Source organism: Pseudomonas sp. FP2294 (assembly GCF_030687625.1).
GTDB classification, from domain to species: domain Bacteria; phylum Pseudomonadota; class Gammaproteobacteria; order Pseudomonadales; family Pseudomonadaceae; genus Aquipseudomonas; species Aquipseudomonas shahriarae.
Map to the genome: position 1 here is coordinate 4,549,587 of NZ_CP117441.1, position 17,925 is coordinate 4,567,511.

Annotated in this window: 25 protein-coding genes; 3 read left to right on the forward strand and 22 right to left on the reverse strand. The window is 59.9% G+C overall.

Going from position 1 to position 17,925, the window contains the following annotated elements; genetic code table 11:
• Positions 1 to 74 precede the first annotated feature (74 nt).
• Positions 75 to 1,001: a LysR family transcriptional regulator gene (locus PSH73_RS20375; protein WP_032858383.1), complete on the forward strand. Its 927-nt coding sequence runs from the start codon at positions 75 to 77 to the stop codon at positions 999 to 1,001.
• Here the strand turns inward: PSH73_RS20375 and PSH73_RS20380 are convergent.
• The 3 genes from PSH73_RS20380 to PSH73_RS20390 all read right to left on the reverse strand — a co-directional run bounded on the left by PSH73_RS20380 (position 998) and on the right by PSH73_RS20390 (position 2,959).
• On the reverse strand, positions 998 to 1,366 hold the full coding sequence (locus PSH73_RS20380; protein WP_169959843.1) for a diacylglycerol kinase: 369 nt from the start codon (positions 1,364 to 1,366) through the stop codon (positions 998 to 1,000). The two genes, PSH73_RS20375 and PSH73_RS20380, sit on opposite strands and share 4 nt — an antisense overlap.
• Before the next feature lie 72 nt (positions 1,367 to 1,438).
• A complete protein-coding gene (erdR, locus tag PSH73_RS20385; protein ID WP_057439361.1) occupies positions 1,439 to 2,086 on the reverse strand; it encodes a response regulator transcription factor ErdR in 648 nt (215 codons plus the stop codon).
• Positions 2,087 to 2,248: 162 nt separating this feature from the next.
• Complete coding sequence (locus PSH73_RS20390) at positions 2,249 to 2,959, reverse strand: tRNA-uridine aminocarboxypropyltransferase (RefSeq protein ID WP_057439360.1); 711 nt, start codon at positions 2,957 to 2,959, stop codon at positions 2,249 to 2,251.
• Positions 2,960 to 3,151: 192 nt separating this feature from the next.
• On the opposite strand from PSH73_RS20390, the gene PSH73_RS20395 reads away from it, so the two are divergent.
• Positions 3,152 to 3,586 (forward strand): PA3611 family quorum-sensing-regulated virulence factor, encoded by a 435-nt coding sequence (locus PSH73_RS20395; protein ID WP_057439359.1) that lies wholly within the window; start codon positions 3,152 to 3,154, stop codon positions 3,584 to 3,586.
• Between the two features lie 355 nt (positions 3,587 to 3,941).
• Positions 3,942 to 5,054: a TIGR00730 family Rossman fold protein gene (locus PSH73_RS20400; protein ID WP_057439358.1), complete on the forward strand. Its 1,113-nt coding sequence runs from the start codon at positions 3,942 to 3,944 to the stop codon at positions 5,052 to 5,054.
• 107 nt (positions 5,055 to 5,161) lie between these two features.
• Here the strand turns inward: PSH73_RS20400 and recX are convergent, their stop codons facing one another.
• From recX to PSH73_RS20495, 19 genes are all read right to left on the reverse strand, one after another.
• Positions 5,162 to 5,629, reverse strand: coding sequence for a recombination regulator RecX (recX, locus tag PSH73_RS20405; RefSeq protein WP_057439357.1), 468 nt, complete (start codon positions 5,627 to 5,629; stop codon positions 5,162 to 5,164).
• 8 nt (positions 5,630 to 5,637) lie between these two features.
• Positions 5,638 to 6,696, reverse strand: coding sequence for a recombinase RecA (recA, locus tag PSH73_RS20410; protein ID WP_029295312.1), 1,059 nt, complete (start codon positions 6,694 to 6,696; stop codon positions 5,638 to 5,640).
• Positions 6,697 to 6,779: 83 nt separating this feature from the next.
• Positions 6,780 to 7,280 (reverse strand): CinA family protein, encoded by a 501-nt coding sequence (locus PSH73_RS20415; RefSeq protein WP_032858393.1) that lies wholly within the window; start codon positions 7,278 to 7,280, stop codon positions 6,780 to 6,782.
• 81 nt (positions 7,281 to 7,361) lie between these two features.
• Positions 7,362 to 7,865, reverse strand: coding sequence for a lysis system i-spanin subunit Rz (locus tag PSH73_RS20420; RefSeq protein WP_057958627.1), 504 nt, complete (start codon positions 7,863 to 7,865; stop codon positions 7,362 to 7,364).
• Complete coding sequence (locus PSH73_RS20425) at positions 7,856 to 8,407, reverse strand: glycoside hydrolase family 19 protein (RefSeq protein WP_115128869.1); 552 nt, start codon at positions 8,405 to 8,407, stop codon at positions 7,856 to 7,858. The genes PSH73_RS20420 and PSH73_RS20425 overlap by 10 nt, the downstream gene beginning before the upstream one ends.
• A 17-nt stretch (positions 8,408 to 8,424) precedes the next feature.
• Complete coding sequence (locus PSH73_RS20430; protein ID WP_115128870.1) at positions 8,425 to 9,435, reverse strand: contractile injection system protein, VgrG/Pvc8 family; 1,011 nt, start codon at positions 9,433 to 9,435, stop codon at positions 8,425 to 8,427.
• A gap of 9 nt (positions 9,436 to 9,444) precedes the next feature.
• Positions 9,445 to 9,657, reverse strand: a complete 213-nt coding sequence (locus PSH73_RS20435; RefSeq protein ID WP_057439355.1) for a tail protein X — start codon at positions 9,655 to 9,657, stop codon at positions 9,445 to 9,447.
• Positions 9,650 to 10,033 carry a phage tail protein gene (locus PSH73_RS20440; protein ID WP_115128871.1) on the reverse strand — a complete coding sequence of 128 codons (384 nt, stop codon included), beginning with the start codon at positions 10,031 to 10,033 and terminating at the stop codon, positions 9,650 to 9,652. The genes PSH73_RS20435 and PSH73_RS20440 overlap by 8 nt, the downstream gene beginning before the upstream one ends.
• A complete protein-coding gene (locus PSH73_RS20445) occupies positions 10,033 to 11,397 on the reverse strand; it encodes a tail tape measure protein (protein WP_305461257.1) in 1,365 nt (454 codons plus the stop codon). The genes PSH73_RS20440 and PSH73_RS20445 overlap by 1 nt, the downstream gene beginning before the upstream one ends.
• A gap of 128 nt (positions 11,398 to 11,525) precedes the next feature.
• Positions 11,526 to 12,092 carry a phage tail assembly protein gene (locus PSH73_RS20450; protein ID WP_057958624.1) on the reverse strand — a complete coding sequence of 189 codons (567 nt, stop codon included), beginning with the start codon at positions 12,090 to 12,092 and terminating at the stop codon, positions 11,526 to 11,528.
• 169 nt (positions 12,093 to 12,261) lie between these two features.
• Positions 12,262 to 12,768 (reverse strand): phage major tail tube protein, encoded by a 507-nt coding sequence (locus PSH73_RS20455; RefSeq protein WP_305461259.1) that lies wholly within the window; start codon positions 12,766 to 12,768, stop codon positions 12,262 to 12,264.
• A complete protein-coding gene (locus tag PSH73_RS20460) occupies positions 12,768 to 13,934 on the reverse strand; it encodes a phage tail protein (RefSeq protein ID WP_305461261.1) in 1,167 nt (388 codons plus the stop codon). Before PSH73_RS20460 ends, PSH73_RS20455 begins: the two co-directional genes overlap by 1 nt.
• A gap of 2 nt (positions 13,935 to 13,936) precedes the next feature.
• A complete protein-coding gene (locus PSH73_RS20465; protein ID WP_057444703.1) occupies positions 13,937 to 14,140 on the reverse strand; it encodes a hypothetical protein in 204 nt (67 codons plus the stop codon).
• 83 nt (positions 14,141 to 14,223) lie between these two features.
• Positions 14,224 to 14,502, reverse strand: coding sequence for a hypothetical protein (locus PSH73_RS20470; RefSeq protein WP_162947767.1), 279 nt, complete (start codon positions 14,500 to 14,502; stop codon positions 14,224 to 14,226).
• Between the two features lie 5 nt (positions 14,503 to 14,507).
• Positions 14,508 to 15,368 (reverse strand): hypothetical protein, encoded by an 861-nt coding sequence (locus PSH73_RS20475; protein WP_120734074.1) that lies wholly within the window; start codon positions 15,366 to 15,368, stop codon positions 14,508 to 14,510.
• 70 nt (positions 15,369 to 15,438) lie between these two features.
• On the reverse strand, positions 15,439 to 15,969 hold the full coding sequence (locus PSH73_RS20480) for a phage tail protein (RefSeq protein WP_120734076.1): 531 nt from the start codon (positions 15,967 to 15,969) through the stop codon (positions 15,439 to 15,441).
• On the reverse strand, positions 15,966 to 16,604 hold the full coding sequence (locus PSH73_RS20485; RefSeq protein ID WP_057439349.1) for a phage tail protein I: 639 nt from the start codon (positions 16,602 to 16,604) through the stop codon (positions 15,966 to 15,968). The genes PSH73_RS20480 and PSH73_RS20485 overlap by 4 nt, the downstream gene beginning before the upstream one ends.
• Entirely contained in the window at positions 16,601 to 17,596 is a 996-nt protein-coding gene (locus tag PSH73_RS20490) for a baseplate J/gp47 family protein (protein WP_305461264.1), read from the reverse strand. The genes PSH73_RS20485 and PSH73_RS20490 overlap by 4 nt, the downstream gene beginning before the upstream one ends.
• A complete protein-coding gene (locus PSH73_RS20495; RefSeq protein ID WP_038442971.1) occupies positions 17,593 to 17,925 on the reverse strand; it encodes a phage baseplate protein in 333 nt (110 codons plus the stop codon). The genes PSH73_RS20490 and PSH73_RS20495 overlap by 4 nt, the downstream gene beginning before the upstream one ends.

A 17,925-nucleotide genomic window follows, 5' to 3' on the forward strand; every position in this document is an offset into this window, starting at 1 on the left:
TGCACAGTATTCTAATGGCGGCGACAATATCTGTTAACTGGATTATTAAGATAAGGGTTATCGGTTATATAGATATGCGATTTACTCTCCGTCAACTGCAAGTCTTCGTCGCCGTCGCCCAGCAGGAAAGCGTGTCTCGCGCTGCTGGCCTTCTGGCCTTATCTCAATCCGCCGCCAGCACCTCGATCACCGAGCTGGAGCGCCAATCCAGCTGCCAATTGTTCGACCGCGCCGGTAAACGCCTGAGCCTCAATGCCCTGGGTCATCAATTGCTGCCCCAGGCGGTGGCGCTGCTGGACCAGGCCAAGGAAATCGAAGACCTGCTCAACGGCAAGTCCGGCTTCGGCTCCCTGGCGGTCGGCGCCACCCTGACCATCGGCAATTACCTGGCGACGCTACTGATCGGCAGCTTCATGCAGCAGCATCCCGAGAGCCAGGTGAAGCTGCATGTACAGAACACTGCACATATCGTGCATCAGGTCGCGCATTACGAAATTGATCTGGGTCTAATCGAGGGTGACTGCAGCCACCCGGACATCGAGGTGCAAACCTGGGTCGAGGATGAACTGGTGGTGTTCTGCGCGCCCCAGCACCCCCTGGCCCTGCGCGGGCAGGCGACCATGGAGCAGTTGACCCATGAAGCCTGGATCCTGCGGGAACAGGGCTCCGGGACGCGCCTGACGTTTGATCAGGCTATGCGCCATCATCGCAGCGCGCTGAATATTCGCCTGGAGCTGGAGCACACCGAGGCGATCAAGCGCGCGGTGGAGTCGGGATTGGGGATTGGTTGCATTTCCCGGCTGGCACTACGGGATGCGTTCCGGCGCGGCAGCCTGGTGCCGGTGGAGACCCCGGACCTGGACCTGGCCCGGCAGTTCTACTTTATCTGGCATAAACAGAAGTACCAGACCTCGGCCATGCGCGAATTCCTCGAGCTGTGCCGCGCCTTTACCGCCGGGGTGCAGCGCAGTGACGAGATCGTGCTGCCGAATATCGCCTAGATCAGGATAACTGCCCACACCACGGTGATCATGGTCAGCGCCACGAATTGCGCGGCGCTGCCCATGTCCTTGGCGTTTTTCGACAGCGGGTGGCGATCCAGGGAAATCCGATCAATCGCCGCCTCCACGGCCGAGTTGAGCAACTCGACAATCAGCGCCAGCAGGCACACGGCAATCAACAGTGCGCGCTCTACGCGGCTGACCGTGAGGAAGAAGCTCAACGGAATCAGGATCACGTTGAGCAGGACCAACTGGCGAAAGGCCGCCTCGCCGGTGAAAGCCGCACGCAAACCATCCAGGGAATAGCCCCCGGCGTTGAAGATACGTTTGATACCGGTTTGACCCTTGAACGGCGACATAGGCAGGCAACTGAGCAAAAAATGATGGAAGGAAGCTAGAGCACGTCAAGTCAAAAAAGCGTGAACAGCACCGCTCTATTAATGGGAAATTGACTCAAGCTGTTGCAAGAGCAGCGCCGCCTGGGTGCGGGTGCGCACGCCCAGCTTACGGAAAATCGCGGTGACGTGCGCCTTGATGGTCGCCTCGGATACGCTCAGCTCATAGGCGATCTGCTTGTTCAGCAAGCCTTCGCAGACCATGGTCAGCACACGAAACTGCTGGGGCGTCAGGCTGGCGAGCCCTTCCTGGGCGGCCTTGGCTTCGGCAGACACGTTGATTTCTTCAAATGCCTGGGGCGGCCATGAGACATCACCGTCCAGCACCGTACGCACCGCAGCTCGAATCTGCTCCATCGAACTGGACTTGGGGATAAAGCCACTGGCCCCGAACTCACGAGAGCGCACTACCACGTCGGCCTCTTCCTGGGCCGACACCATCACCACCGGAATCTGCGGATATTGCCCGCGCAACAGTACCAGGCCGGAAAACCCGTAGGCGCCGGGCATGTTCAGGTCCAGCAGCACCAGATCCCAATCAGTCTTGTCAGTGAGCTGGGTTTCCAGTTCAGCGATGCTGCCCACTTCAACCAGGCGTACATCCACGCCCAGCTCCAGCGTAACCGCCTGGTGCAGCGCGCTACGGAACAGCGGATGGTCATCGGCAATCAGGATTTCGTATGTGGCCATTTATTAAATGATCCTGTTTTTTATGGGAGTACCGATGGGTTCGGTGCTCACCAACGTACGAGGTGCCAGCCAGCGGCTGTCACGAACAGTTACGCTTGATGGCATTTTAGCCGGCTCAGGCGATGCAGTGCCATCATGCAAATGTCATCTGGCCGCGAAGTCCTACAGATAAGGTGCAAGACGGGTATGGACACTGTCCGTCGGATCCAGCGCCAACTGGAACTTGGCCGCCAGGTAATGGGTACTGAAAACATCCAGGTAGGCGTCCAGCACTTCGCTAGCCTGCTGGTCCTCGGCCAATTCCAGGCACAAGGCAGCCACTTCGGCAGTGCAGAAATGGTCATCGCGCTTGGAGCGGCGCAACTTGTAGCGCGATAACTGCTCCGGTTCCAGGCTCAGTACCGGCAGGTGCTCCAGATACGGGCTCTTGCGGAACATCTTGCGCGCTTCGCTCCAGGTGCCGTCCAGCAGGATAAACAATGGACGCTTGCCATCCGCCACCTTGACCTCGCTGACCACCCGCTGCGGCGCTACAAACTCGCCGGGGAAGACGATATAGGGCTGCCATTGCGGGTCGGCCAGCAGCGCCAGCAGCTCAGGTTCGACGGCCGTGCGCGCCCAGGGAAAAGCACTTGTATCGTCGATTACATCCGCTATCAACCAACCGGTATTACTCGGTTTCATCGGTTCCACGTCATGCATCAACAGGCACATGGCCGACCTGGCCTGAACCTTGGGGCGCCACGCACACAAGCAGTATTCGGGGATGACCCGGCATCTGGGGCAACGTTCGGCACGCGAGCCGCGTGCGACAAAAGGGCTGACGGCACGGGCCAGGCGTTGGGTACGCAGACGGAAGACCGCATGACTCATAGCGGGTGCCGTTGTGAAACGATGAAAATCGACACGGGCAAAACTCGGGGCAGCAAAAGTGCCGGCAGTTTACCAGAGCCGCCCAACCAATACGCCTGGCCGTCGCGGCGACAGGTCACCTATAATCCCGCGCCACTGAACGCATAGCGCAGTGACGGGTCTATGGACCAGTAACCGAATCAGGAGAGTTTCATGCTGCGTCTTATGTTGCGTCTTGCCGCCCCGACCGTCGCCCTGGCGCTGGTATTACCCGTAGGCGCCCAGGCAGCCTCCCTGGTGGAGCTGCAAATGAACAAGAAACTGCAAAGCGTCGCGGCAGAAAGCAACAAGGACCTGCCCAGGGAAATTGATGAACAAACCCTGGAAGTGGCCTACACCGTCGAAGGCATGCAACTGATTGACCACCTGAGCGTCCTGCCAGAGCGCGCCGAACAGATGCGCGCCAACCCCAAGGCCGTGTATTTCCAGCTGGGACAGAGCGTCTGCCTGAATAAAGGCTATCGCGAATTGATGGCCAAGGGAGCGGTGATGCGCTACGAAATCACCGAAAACAAGACCAACCGCCCGGTGGCGTCGGTCAAGTTCGTCGAAGCGGATTGCCCGGCTCCGGCCAAGAAGAAAAAGTAAGTCCCTCCCCAAGCGCCAACATGGCCCCTGTTGAGCTGTGCAGCAGCCCTGGAACCTGAGTTGTCGGCCTATCTGCCAGACCTCAGGGGGGCTGCTACGCAGCCCAACGGCAGACAAGCCTCCTTGCCACAACCCTTCCTGCAAAACCTTGATCAATCCCTATTAAGTTATTGCCAGACAAGACTTTAGGGGCTCATGATCGAGCCATCCGGTAACATTTCCAGGGCAAAAAAGGTTGCCCTCGCGCGACTTGCAGTGCAAAGGTTTTTAATCACAAGGAACATACAGAGCCTGTTTCGTCGCCGTCAGCAGCCTGCAATAAGACGCCGGGGCTCTGTAACGAAGGAGAAGCTGAATGCCTGATCAACCGAATGACCTGCTGAATCGTCATTTTCCAGGAAACGGGACCGACCTCGCCCAGCAGGTCGAAGCGCAACTCAACCTGATTGCCCCCAGTAGCCCGAATATTTCGCTGTATCGCGACATGATCCTCACCGTGCTGCGCATGGCCCAGGACGACCGTGACCGCTGGAACGCCAAGATCACCTTGAAAGCAATCAATGAACTGGACCACGCGTTTCGTGTGCTCGAACAGTTCAAAAGCCGCCGCAAGGTCACCGTCTTCGGTTCGGCCCGCACCCCAGTGGAAAGCCCCCTCTACGCCCTGGCCCGCGAAGTGGGCGCGGCCCTGGCCCGTTCGGATCTGATGGTCATCACCGGTGGCGGCGGCGGCATCATGGCTGCCGCCCACGAAGGCGCCGGGCTGGCCCACAGCCTGGGGTTCAATATCACCCTGCCCTTTGAACAGCATGCCAACCCGACCATTGATGGCACGGAAAACCTGCTGTCGTTCCACTTCTTCTTTACCCGCAAGCTGTTTTTCGTCAAGGAAGCCGATGGGTTGGTGCTGTGCCCGGGTGGCTTCGGTACCCTGGATGAAGCCTTGGAAGTCTTGACCCTGATCCAGACCGGCAAGAGTCCGCTGGTTCCAGTAGTACTGCTGGACGAGCCCGGCGGTGGATTCTGGCAAGGCGCCCTTGACTTTATTCGCAGCCAACTGGAGGCCAACCGCTACATCTTGCCCACCGACCTCAAGCTGGTGCGCCTGGTGCACAGCGCCGAAGAGGCAGTGAACGAAATCAACCAGTTCTACGCGAACTTCCACTCCACCCGCTGGTTGAAACGCCAGTTTGTGGTGCGCATGAACCACCCTCTCAGCGAGCGTGCGTTGGCGCATATACAGACGGCATTCGCTGACCTGCGGCTGAGTGATGACTTCCAGCAATTGGCCTATGGGGGCGAAGAGCACGATGAAGCGCACTTCAGCCACCTGACGCGACTGGTGTTCAACTTCACCGGGCGTAATCAGGGGCGGTTGCGGGAGTTGGTGGATTACATCAACTTGCCGGAGAACTGGGCCCAAGCCCAGGGTAAAACACAGCAACGCGTAGCGCCGGAACCGGCGTGAGGCCGTAAAACGCAAAAAAGGCCCGCTATTTTCATAGCGGGCCTTTTGTTTTAGTGCTGTTTTATGTGGGAGCTGTCGAGCCCCTTTGATCGCCGCTTGCCGAAGAATCAGTCGTCCAGATCTCGACCGCTCAACAAGCGGCTGATCATCTCCATTGAAAACCCGCGATAGCTCAAAAAGCGCCCTTGCTTGGCACGCTCACGGGCATCAATCGGCAGATGGCCGGCAAACTTGCGACGCCAGGTGTCTTCCAGTTGCGTTTGCCAACTGATGCCACACTCACGCAACGCCAGTTCAATATCGGCGCGCTGCAAGCCCCGCTGACTCAATTCCTCACGAATCCGCGCAGGGCCGTAGCCCGAGCGTGCCCGGTAGGAAACAAAACTTTCGAGATAACGGGCTTCGGAAAGCAGCCCCTCTTCCGTCAAGCGGTCGAGGGCTGTTTCGATCATTTCGGGAGGGGCGCCACGCTGACGCAGTTTACGCGTCAGCTCGACACGACCGTGCTCGCGTCGTGCGAGCAGGTCCATTGCCGTACGCCGTACGGCAACCAGCGTATCGAGTACAACTGTCATCGTTGGACTCAGATATCAGCGTCGGCTTCTGCCATGTCATCAACAGGTTCGCGGTTGGCTGCTGCCTTGACGTCTGGCGCCGGGGTCAGCAGCTTGTCGCGGATCTGCTTCTCGAGGGTCGCCGCGATATCCGGGTTGTCCTGCAGGAACTTGGCCGAGTTGGCCTTGCCCTGACCGATCTTGCTGCCGTTGTAGGCATACCAGGCACCGGACTTCTCGACAAAGCCGTGCAGTACGCCCAGGTCGATCATCTCGCCGTTCAGGTAAATACCTTTGCCGTAGAGGATCTGGAACTCAGCCTGACGGAATGGCGGAGCCACCTTGTTCTTCACAACCTTGACGCGGGTTTCGCTACCGACAACCTCGTCACCTTCCTTCACCGCGCCGGTACGGCGGATGTCCAGACGGACCGAAGCGTAGAACTTCAGCGCGTTACCACCGGTGGTGGTTTCCGGGCTGCCGAACATCACGCCGATCTTCATCCGAATCTGGTTGATGAAGATCACCAGGCAGTTGGCGTTCTTGATGTTACCGGTGATTTTACGCAGCGCCTGAGACATCAGACGGGCTTGCAGGCCGACGTGCATGTCGCCCATTTCGCCTTCGATTTCAGCCTTTGGTACCAGGGCTGCCACGGAGTCGACCACGATCACGTCGATGGCGTTGGAGCGCACCAGCATGTCGGTGATTTCCAGGGCTTGCTCGCCGGTGTCCGGCTGCGAAACCAGCAGGTCGTCGACATTGACGCCCAGCTTGCCAGCATATTCAGGATCCAGGGCGTGCTCGGCATCGACGAACGCACAAGTGGCGCCCATTTTTTGTGCCTGGGCAATCACCGACAGGGTCAGGGTGGTTTTACCAGAAGACTCCGGACCGTAGATTTCAACGATACGGCCTTTTGGCAGGCCGCCAATGCCGAGCGCGATGTCCAGACCCAGAGAGCCAGTGGAAATAGCCGGGATCGCCTGACGGTCGTGATCGCCCATACGCATTACGGCACCCTTGCCGAATTGACGTTCGATCTGACCCAGGGCCGCAGCCAAGGCTTTCTTCTTGTTGTCGTCCATTAAAGTCCTCACGTAATCAATAAGGCCTGACGGCCAACACCTGTATAAGTAGACAGTATTGTTCCATAAAGATCGGGGATCGCCTACCCCTGATTTTCTATTTCTGCTGCAGCTCGTCGCAACAGCCCCTCTAATGCGGCTTTTACCGTTTGTCGGCGGACCTCGTCGCGGTTGCCGGGGAAGTGCTGGCACTCAGCCGTAACCTCGTCACCGACACCCCAGGCCAGCCAGACAGTACCCACCGGTTTGTCCGGCGAGCCGCCATCGGGGCCCGCCACGCCGCTGACCGCCACCGCAAACCGCGCCAGGCTTTTTTCCTGGGCGCCCCGGGCCATGGCCTCGACCACTTCACGGCTCACCGCGCCGACCTTGGGAAACAACCCTTCCGGCACATTGAGCTGACGGGTCTTCTGGCGATTGGAATAGGTCACATACCCGGCCTCGAACCAGGCCGAACTCCCCGGAATACGGGTGATGGCTTCGGCGATGCCGCCACCGGTGCAGGATTCGGCGGTGGTGACGTGGGCATTGAGCACCTGCAAACGTCGGCCAAGTTCGGCGGCGAGTTGGGTAATTTCCTTCACGGTCGTCTCCAGGAAAGTGCGGGGGTTTGCCTACCCTACAGGAGCCCATCGGCCACGCAAGCAGCAGACGGCTTCAACAGATTACCGGGTGATGGCACTTACATACGCCTGGCAGGCCCGCAACGCGATCAGTCCGTTATCGCCGGCATCGGTGATGCCGATAATTCGTTGAGCATGCGCCGGGTCAAGTCGACCTCGCGGGGCTCCATGAACCACGCTGCCGGCGGCGGTGGCCGGCATTGCGCGGCCATTGGCGGGGTCGGTGGCGTCGAGAAGGACTGACAAGCGCACATCAGCAGTGGCCAACCGATCGCGCAGATAAACCTGGTGACGCTGTGCATCGCTCAACTCCCGCGTGTGTTGTTGATCGCTGGCGTGAAGCTGTTGCTCCAACGCCCGACGCCTGTCCTGTTCGGCCCGGTATTGGCCCTGTGCTTCCTGGCTTTGCCGGTTGAGCAGGGCTGAATGCCGTGCGGCCTGGCGCTCAAAGGCCAGGCCATGACGCCAGGCCTGGACCTGCCAACTGGCTGCCGCCGAGATAGCCATCAGCAGGGCAACCGCCCATATGCGCCCGCTCAACGGCATAACACCGCCCTCGCCTTTTCCCACAACTGTTGGCGGTGCTCCAGTCCGTTGAGGCCACCATTGATACGGCGGGTGATGGTGGTGAATTGGTCCTGGTCGGCCAATTCATTCAAGCCATTGCTGTGCCAGAACCAGGCGGCGGATTCGGCCGCCCATTGCGGCTGCTCCAGCAGTTCGGGGAAATGCAGCAAACGTTCATCGCCAAACAGCGCCCGGCTGCAGGCCAGGTAATTGCGCCGCCCGGTAATCTGGATCAAGCCGCGGCCCCGGTACTTCTGGCCGTCACCGTCGGCGTCGGGAGTGTTGCCCAGGCGTGCAGCCAAGGCGCCCGTGTCGTATTTGCTCAGGTAGTGCTCGCCGCCCAGTTCACGCACGTAACGCAGCTCGCCGGACTCGTGCCCGACCTGGGCGATAAAGGCCGCCATCCGCTTAGGCCCGGTGATGTGTCGATGGAGCATGGCGGCGTTCAGCGCCAAAATAAAAACGCCCGCTTGGGCGCGGGCGTTAGGCAGGATCTGTTGCAACTGCTTCAGCGTGATCATCCTTGATCTCCAACCATTTAAGAGGCCAATCCACGGGCCATGATCGAACTGCGATACCCCGTCGTCGTGTCGCCTACATGGGTCACCTTGTCAATCGACCAGCGCCCCTGCATATAGCCCGGCCAGGTTTCATCCAGCAACAACAGGCCTTCGGCGGACAGCAACGGGTTACCAGGGCAGTCGATGGTGATGCTCAAACCTTCACGCCCCACCCGGCGCAACTCGCCCTGTGCCACTGAGCGCGCTTCGGTTTCACTCTGGCACCGTTGGCGCAACGTCTTGAACGGCGCGATCCCCACCTCGACCACGCGCTGGCGAGAGGCCGCGGCATCCCACCAACTGACACGGCAACCCTGGTATTTGGCCCGCGCATTTTCATCAACCCGGGCACTGATAAACGCCTGCTCGCCGGGACGGTTGTCATGGGTCACCGACAGCCGCACATCCGGCAGTTGCTGGCCCGAGAGCGACTTGACCTGGCCGCTTTCCGCCAGCACATACAGCTCGTTGACCGGCTTGGTCACCGCGTTGTAACGCCCGGCCAGGCGGGTGATAAAGCCCATGTCCGTCTCGTTGGACTGGTCGATATGATCAATCGCAATCACATCCAGCGACGGCGCCACCCTGGGCGAAAACCCATGCCGCGTCGCCAGTTGGCGAAACAGCGCTCCAAGGGTCGTGGGCCCATGGCTGGCGGAACGGCGCTGGCGGTAGCCACTCTGGTCCATCACGCTGAACGGCGCCGCCGTGGCCACGATCACCAGGCGCATGGGAAACAGGTAAGGCGTGCGCTGGGTAATCACAAACTCGCCTTTTTCCACCAGGCCCGACTCGCGGTAACCCACGCGCAAACCGATCTTGGCGCCCAGGCTCGGCAGGCCTTCCAGGCCCTCGATATTGATGGTCAGTTCGAGGCGGTCGGATTCGATCCCCGCCGCGTCGGTGTGCTTCCACTGCATCAGCCGTGGGTTGATCAAGGCCGCGTTGGCGCCATAAATCTCCACGACCGGGGTAAATCCCATTGCCATGTTGCCTCCTTAATCCCAGGCCGAAACCGGCTTTGCAACACCCGGTTGCGCGTCCATCTCGGGCACGATTACCCCGATGCCCGCCGGCAACACTGGGCCATACTCGGCAAGCCCGGGGTTCAAGCGCCAGAGGGTTTCTTCGGCCGCGTCATCGCACCGCCCCAGCTCACGGTAGAGCAGCAGGTTGACCGAATCACCGGCAATACTTCGGACTCTACGCATTGATAAATTCCTCCAGCACCAGCGTCCACTTGATCACCATGGCAGTGCCGTCATCAATCACGCTGGCCTGGTTTTCCGTGACCGCCGTAATGCGCCACAACCCCCAATTGCGGCCGATGCCATCGACCAGCGGCAGCGGTGCCCGTGCATCCTGCAAGGCGCGCAATTGGTCCAGGCGCTGCATGCCGACGGCCGCCATGGCGGTTCCATTGAAGGTCAGTTTTTCCAGCTTCTGACCGTTCTGTCGCGACTGGGGCTTGCTGGCAATAATCTCCAGGTCGCCCCAGCCACCATCACTGCTGCGCTGGAGCGCGGAATAGGCGAACCCTCGGGACAGCCCGAAAATAAAGTCGCCCAACACCATCTGCTGTCGCATCAATCACCTCCGTCGGTCAGTGCCGCATTGCGCCGAACCGCCAGTGAATCGCTGAGCATCGGCACGCATTGGTTTTGCAGGCTTTGCAGGACCCGGTCGACCACCTGCTGGGCGTCGGCAGGGTTGACGCCGGTGATCTGGATGCTCGGCGCCAGGGTGACCTGGACGTTGTCCGAGCGGGCGCTGTTGAGCTCTTTGCTCACGGCATCGGGCGATGGCAGGCGGTCACTGGGGCCGAACAATTTTTCACCGAACCAACTACCGCCCTCGCCGCCCAACAGGCCACCGATAACGCCGCCCACCGCAGTGCCCACGCCAGGGAATACCAGGGTGCCAAGGGCCGCCCCGGCAGAAGCGCCGGCCCATGCGGCACCGGCGGTACCGAGGCCGCTGCCGACGGCTCGCATGTTGCCGCTGCGCACGCCCCGGACGACGTTGATGGCCGCCTCGGCGGAGCGCAATGGCGTCAACCTGCGCACGCCTATAGACCCCAGCCGGCTCAGGGTTGGGACCAGGCGGGAGGCTGGGGCCTTGCGCAGGCCGAGGGCTGATGCACTCTTTAATAGCAACGCCTTGCCTGTGTTCAACGCACGGGTAGAAACCCTTCGCAGGCTAGCGCTTACCGAAGTCACCCGCGCCAGGAACCCCGTTTTCAGGCCGTCAAACACCTTGCCTGCGCGCTCGCCCAGGCTCCTCATGATTGCCATGGGCCCAGTGGCGCTCCTGCCGGTCCCTGAGGTTTTTCTCGGCATCGGTGGGCTTGTGCGGCCAGTGCCGTTTTGCCTCACCGTTTTTCGTGACCCTTTGGGCCCGTAACGAGCCCGCCCGGTCAAGGGTTCGCTGGCGCCTGGGCAGCAGCAGTCCTTGCTATCGTCCCGGAACAATTTCCCGACGTAGGGCAACTTGCCCAGCGTTGCATCGACTACCTTGCCCGATACCCGGCTCTTGACCGTATCAAGCAAGCTTTCACCCACCCATTTGGAACTCTTGCTCAACCAGGACTCAGTCGCCGAGGCCTTGTCTTCGGGCGCAGCTTGCGGCGCACTGGTCATGGTTTCAGCGACCGTGCCGCCCAGCGGCCCACCCGTGATAAACAGGGTGCCATTAAGGGTTTCCAGGCTCTCGCGCAGGCGCACCTGTTCCTCGGTCAACGCGTGGATATGCAGGCTGGCGTTGGCCAGGGCCAGGCTCAGCTCAGACGGCGGCTCGGTTGCGCCGCCCACACTGGAGGCGCCAACCAGACTTTCGTCCTGTGCTTCAAGCAGGCCCGGCAGTTGCAAGGCGCCACTTTCGGCCAGTGCGGGAAAGGTCATCCAGCGTTTGTCTTCGTCGGCGAGCTTGAGCGTATATCGAGGGTCTTGCATCTCGCTCTACTCCTATTTGACGCCAAGGCGATTGATCGCGATGTCGTAGCGGCGCAATGCTTTTGCGGCATCCCATTCGAGGATTTCCGCTTCGTTTACCGAGTAAACCAGCGGTACAACGTCGAGGATTACTTCGATGTCGCGCTGCGAAAGAAGTCCGCCGGTTTGTTTAAAAAATCGTCGATGCGCTCCTGCAATTCCGTCCAGTCCGGCACTGTCAGGCCGTCCAGATCGGGGATCATCAGGCCGGTGCAGTGCGAGGTGATGAACTCGGCGCGCTCTTTGTTGGTGGCGAGTTTTTTCATCACTTTGGTGGCACGCAGGGCAGGCATTTCCAGGGTGACGCTGGTCAATACCCGGCCGGCCACTTCCAGTGGCAGCAGCAGTTGCACTTGCTCGCCGGGCTCGGTGGAACCTTCCAGAAAGAACGAAGCCGGGCGCGTCGACAGGTCGTGCACGTACTGGACGATGCTCACGTAGTCCGGGCGCTTGAGTTGGTCGAGTTCCTTTTCCGAGAGGCCGGTGGCCAGTTTAGCCAGCTCGAAGAACTGGTCGTCCTCATCGTCGCCCGCACGGGCCAGGGCCTGTTTTTGTGGGGCGTAGAACAAGGGTTTGAGTTGGATCTGCTCGATCGTCGCACCGCTGTCGGCGGTGATGGGCGCCAGCAGGATATGCAGGGGTGGCTTCCAGGCCATGGGCGAAATTCCTTGATGAACAATGTTGAACACGTGGACACGGTCAATGTGGGAGCTGGCGGGCCTGCGATCGCGCTGTGTCAGCAGCCTCATTTGTCACTGGTAGACCGCTATCGCAGGCAAGCCAGCTCCCACACTGGCCGTGCCTATTTCCGATTCGTGGAAGGGCTTACGGCATCAACACCGCACGCCGGGCATCGCCGAGGATGTCGACGCCGTTGAGCACAAACTTCTGGGTGCGCACGTCGATGTCGATCACCGGCACGCCGTTGTCCAGGCGATGGTAGGTGCGGCAGGACAGATCCAGGGTGGTGGTGGCCTTTTCGCCCATCTTCAGCTTGGCTTCCTCCAGGGATTTGAGCTTGCCGCCGACGGTGTGGTAGGTGAAGTAGGTCTTGCCGTCCTGGTCCTGGCCCGCTTCGCGCACGTTGAGCAGGATGTCTTCGCCCAAGCGCACGCCCAGGGCCAGCATGATTTCGGGACCGGCGCCTTGCAGCACCAGCTTGGCGCTGAGCACCTTGGCACTCTTGGCCATTTCCTCGGCGATAAAGCGCCCGCCGGACATGGGCTCCATCTCGAACTCGATCTTCGGCGGGGTGAATTCCTCAACGGTCGCCGACAGCGGCAGGCCCTGGAGGGTGGCCGCAATGGCCTGTCTGACTCGGTTGGTAAACATTAGAGAACGTCCTCCAGGAACTGCTCGATGATTTCATCGCGGGCATTGAGTTGATAAACCATGTGTTCGTTCGGCGCGTAGCGGCCGTAGTCGATCACGATGAACCAGGTGCCGTTCTTGTACTTCTCGACACTGTTGAGTTCCGGGTGCAGGTACACACTGCCGCCAGGGATGGTTTCGTCGGCCACCAGGGTTTGCAGCCAGTCGTTGATGCGCTTGACCTCCTGGTCCATGAACGACTTGGTCAGGTTGTGCGCCATGGCTTTCTGCCCGGCCTTGACCAGCTTGCGGCTGATGGCATCTTCCAGGCCGACATAGCTGATGAACTTGCCGGTGAGGGAGCGGTTACCCAGCAGCGAGAAGCCACCGAGGATGGTGCGCGCGTAGTAGCTCACGCCGTAACGGTTGAGCAGGTCGCCTTCGGTGGAGGTGTCGAGGATGTTGTACTCGACCACGCGGGACACGTCTTCGGCGAAGGTCACCTGGTTGCCCGGGCTTTCCCATTGCTTGACCTTGGCCAATGCGGCGATGGCCAGGGACGACGGCGCGAGGAATACGTTTTTCTTCGCCGCCTTGGAGTACACCGACGGCATGTTGTGCACCAGCAGGCAGCGGTCGAAACCCAGGTCGGCACCACCCAGCTCGCCGCTGTAGGTCACTTGGTCGGCGACACTGGCGTCTTTGCCGTCCAGCACCACACGGGCCTTGATGCGCTTGCCGAACGCGGCAAATTCACCGGCCACCGCCTTGGTCCCGGTAAAGCCCGGGGCGCCGATGATGGTCAGGTCTTCGGGGACGCTGCTCAGCGCCGCGAGGCCCAGTTTGCGACCGGTTACCGGCTCGTTGCCGCCGATCACGTTGTTGAGGGTATCGGCCGGGGTCGCGCCCTCTTCGACGATCACCACATACACCGGCACCTTGACCACTTTGAGGATCTGGTACACCGCATGAAACAACGTGCCCGACTCGGCGCCGGTCGGGTCCAGCAGCGCCTGGGCGGTGAAGCTGTTGATGCGAAACGGGGCGTTTTTCGGGATCGACAGGTGCGCATTGGGCGCGGTGCCGACCAGACCGATCACGTTGTCACCCAGGCCACCCATGGCCTCGGGGGATTCGCTGGCATTGACGGTGATGCCGTTATGCTCGAAGTTCAAAACCTCAGCCATGATTATTCAGCCTTCTTGGTGACGGCCTTCTTGGCCGGTGGGGTGTCTTGGGCGGCAGCCAGCACGCTGGTCAATTCCAGGCGGCCGGCGGTGCGCAGGGCGGTTGCTTCGACGTCCAGCAGGTCCAGTTCCTGGCCGACGGCGGACCAGTGGCCACCTCCGGTGGGGAATGGGATGAGGACGGTGTAGGTTTGGCGGTTGGCCATGGGGGAACTCCAGAAACGCGAAAGCCCCAGCGATGGGGCTTTCTTGGATGCGAAAAAAAAACCGCTTTCGCGGTGGTGGGGGGTTACTTATCTTCAGGCAGTGGGAAGCGGGCCTTGATATCGGCAACCTTATCCCGCCACACCTTTTCAGAAGCCGGTTTTTGATCGTATTGCCACTCCAGATAAAGTGGGTCCGCTTCTGCGATGTAAGCCGCGCGCCGCACTTGCTGGGCCGCAACCACATGCTGCGCCACTAACGCTTCATCAATAATACTTACTGGAACGCCAACACCAACAAGATACTCATAAGAACACTCACTATATTTACGCGAAGCAAATTCCAAATTTTTTATAGTTTCCATTCAGTTCAATCCTTAAGATTCGTTAGAGCATTTGACATATCCTGAGAAATAAGCCCAGCCCATGTAGGAGCACCCTGCCGAACCATTTCTATCCCATACAAAGAAAAAGGGACAGAAACGTTATGGTAGCTCCCCATTAAAAACTGATACCCTGTAGCAATCGGCAAAGTACTAACAGACACCTTATCCAATAAGACATTCCGCATAAACAAGTCAGCAACCCCAATTGACCCAGACGTATGCTGATACATAAAGGCACCATTATTCAATTCTACTGCGCAATGCTGAAGCATAACAAAGCTTTTAGAATTATGGGTTTTCACAAATGACGTACGCCAAATATCATGCCCTTTACCTTGAAGCGCAGAGGAAAGTTTCGCCGTTTTTAATCTGCACCCATAAAAGACCAACACCGAGTTGTACCCAAGATGAAAACCGCCCGACTGAACCCTATCATCTTCGCCTATAATAGAATCAGTCTGCAGTTCCACATAGGAGCTAGTATCATAAGCTTTAAACTCACTAGGCTGGATAGAAATCGTCTTATTGTCACAGACCTGATCTTTTGCCAATGAATACACAGAGCCGGGCTTGAGAATAATAGAAGCCCTACCTCCTGAAGTCATTCGTGCAAAGGCTCCAGCAATAGTCTTCACTGCCGTTGCCCAACTGACACCATCGTTCGCGTCATTCCCAGCGACAGCATCTACATAAAGCGCAACATCCATCGCCCTTCGTACTGTTTGAGGAACAACAGTGACCGCCTGCTGTACCTTTAGATTAATATCACCAATCTTAGCCGCGATCATTTTTGTCAAATCATTCGCAGCATCAACTACCGCAACCAACTTCTGCTCTGTGCTCAAAATATAATTCCTTTTAATTACCCTGCAAAATCCATAGTTTACCTATCACACAAACCAAAATATCAGACCACTAGCCATTCTCTAAAGCCATAACACGAAACAAGATATCCACGCCTCTGTTCATATTGTCGATAGTGGCAACAGAAAGCACCGCTAACTCCTCAGTCATTAACAGATTAAGGTTCTCACTCCCCACCACAATCGTCACGCTATCCGCCGGCAACGGCGAAATATCCAACGTAAACTTCTGCAGCACCCGAGCAGCCGCCGCCTTATACGTCAGCAACTGCCCCGCCACCGAATACACGGCCAACAACGTCCCACTGGCGAGATAAAACCCAAACTCGCCAATCTCATACTCGCCATCGCCATCAAACAGCGCGGCCATGCGCAGTTGGCGCTGGCCCAGGTCTTCGTAGTCCACAATCGCCACCCGCTGGCGCTCATTGCGCAGGGCGGTTTCGTTGCCGGTGGGGTTGTAGCGGCCGGTGCCGGCGGCGATGTGGGTGATTTCGCCTTTCAAGCCTTGGTTCTTTGCCTGCAGCACTTCATCCAATCCCTTGGAGGTGAAGCGCACCAGGCGCGTGATGTCATCGGTCATGGCTGCGCCCTGAGGTCGTAGTCGTTAATGGTGTAGTGCTGGGCCACGCCCGCACTGTTAAGCCTTGAACTGAGCATCAGTTCCGGCAGCGCGCCCCACAGCGACAACTCGCCGTCGCTCAACGCCCGGTGGGCGGCGCCGGTCATCGGCAGCCCACCGTGCACTTCATGCACCAGGGTGATGGTGGCCAGGTCGCGCTCGCTCTTGGCCGCGTTGATGCGGCGGATCAAGCGGTTGTGGTCGCCACTGGACCAACTGCGCCCGATGATTGCCTGCACGTCGAAGGTGTAGGGCTGGGCCTGCGGGCGCTGTTGGTACCAGGCCAGAATATTGGGGGTAAACCCCAGGGATTCGACCGCGTGGCTCAACGCCTTGGGCGTGCCGGCCTGGCGCTGGATTTGCCAGGACAGCGCCACCGTGAGGCGTTTTTCGGTTTCGTCGGCAGAGGCATTCCACTCACTGACGCCGCGGTCGGCGGCCAGGTAAGGCAGGAACGGCGCAGGCGTTTGCAGCGGGTTCATCAGCGCCGGGAAGGGCGGGACGACCCGTTCGAGCAGTCGACCAAAGCCCAGGTCCAAAGCCTTCTCCAGCGGTGAGCTGTTGGCAGGCAACAGGCTGGGAGATTGTTCAGTCATAAGGTACGCACCTCCACCTCGACACCCGTGCAATACGGGGCCTGGAACGCCGTGGTGATGATCGGCGCCAGCGGCTCGAGAATCTCCAGCTGCGCCGCCCCGGCGGTGTGGATGGTGTAGTCGATCCAGCTCGGGTCCACGCGCCCTTCCAGGCAGTGACAGGACTCGGCATAGGTCTGCAGCAACTGCTGGGCCGCCACTTGTGTCAGCCCCGAGTCCGGGCCGGCGTTGATCTTGGCCACCACGCGGATCTTGTACGGCACGATCTGCGCGCCCTGCACCGTGACCCAATCGGTTTCCGGGCGTACATCGGGCCGGGCGAAATGGCGCCGCACCCCTTCAAGCAAATCCGCCGACGGCGTGCCATTGCCGGTGCGGGACAGCACGGTGACCATGACTTGCCCAGGCGCGGTGCGCCGGGCGTTGCCGTCCTTGACCTGGGCGGCATAGCCATCCGGGTCGAAGGTATAGCTGACCGTCACCACCCCCGCAGCCGTACCGTGGACTTTCACCGCCGGCCGCTCGCCGAGGGTAAAGACCTCGCGCCGATACTGCATGCGCGAACCGGCAGCCGGTGCGTGGGGGGCCAGGTAGTAACGCAGACGAGCATCATCATCGCTTTCCAGGGTCGGCGGCACGGGCGGGAATGCCGCCGGGTCGCCGGGGTCGAGCACCTGGCGCTCCAGGCCCATATCGGCCAGGCGCGCATCCAGGTTGCTGCCGGTGGCCCACCACGCCAGCATCTGCTGGATGCGCGCGTTGTACTTGCGCTCATGGGTTTGCAGGCGCACACAAAACGCTTCCAGGGCCAGGGTCAGCAACTCGCTTTCGTTATCCAGGCTGACCTTGAGCTTGGCCGCGCTTTGCGGGGCGCGGGCGGCGACATAGTCGACGACAAACGCCTTGAACTGCGCCAACAGCGGCTCGAACTCGTCGACGGCGATCAGGTCGGGCGGCGCCAATTGGTTCTGCCCGGGGATCAACATGCTCATGTCACCACCTCGAAGGATTGCTTGCGGTTTTTCCAGGTGCCGGCAAACCGCAGCAACAGGCCAGCGCCCTGGCGATTGGCGACGATGACTTGCGGAACAAAATCGGCGATGCCGTTCTGTGGGTTGTAAAAAGCCTGGGCAGCGTGGCTTTGGGCGAGGATCAACAGGTCGTCGCCCAGGTTCTGCCCCAGCAGTTGCGGGATCAGCGAACCGTACAGCGGGCGTTTCTGCCGTGTGCCCAAAGGTGTGGTCAGGGCCCGGGTGGCGCGCTGGACAAATTGCGGCCAGTCGTCCACCACGGCTCCGGTGTTTCTCTCTATTCCGATCAT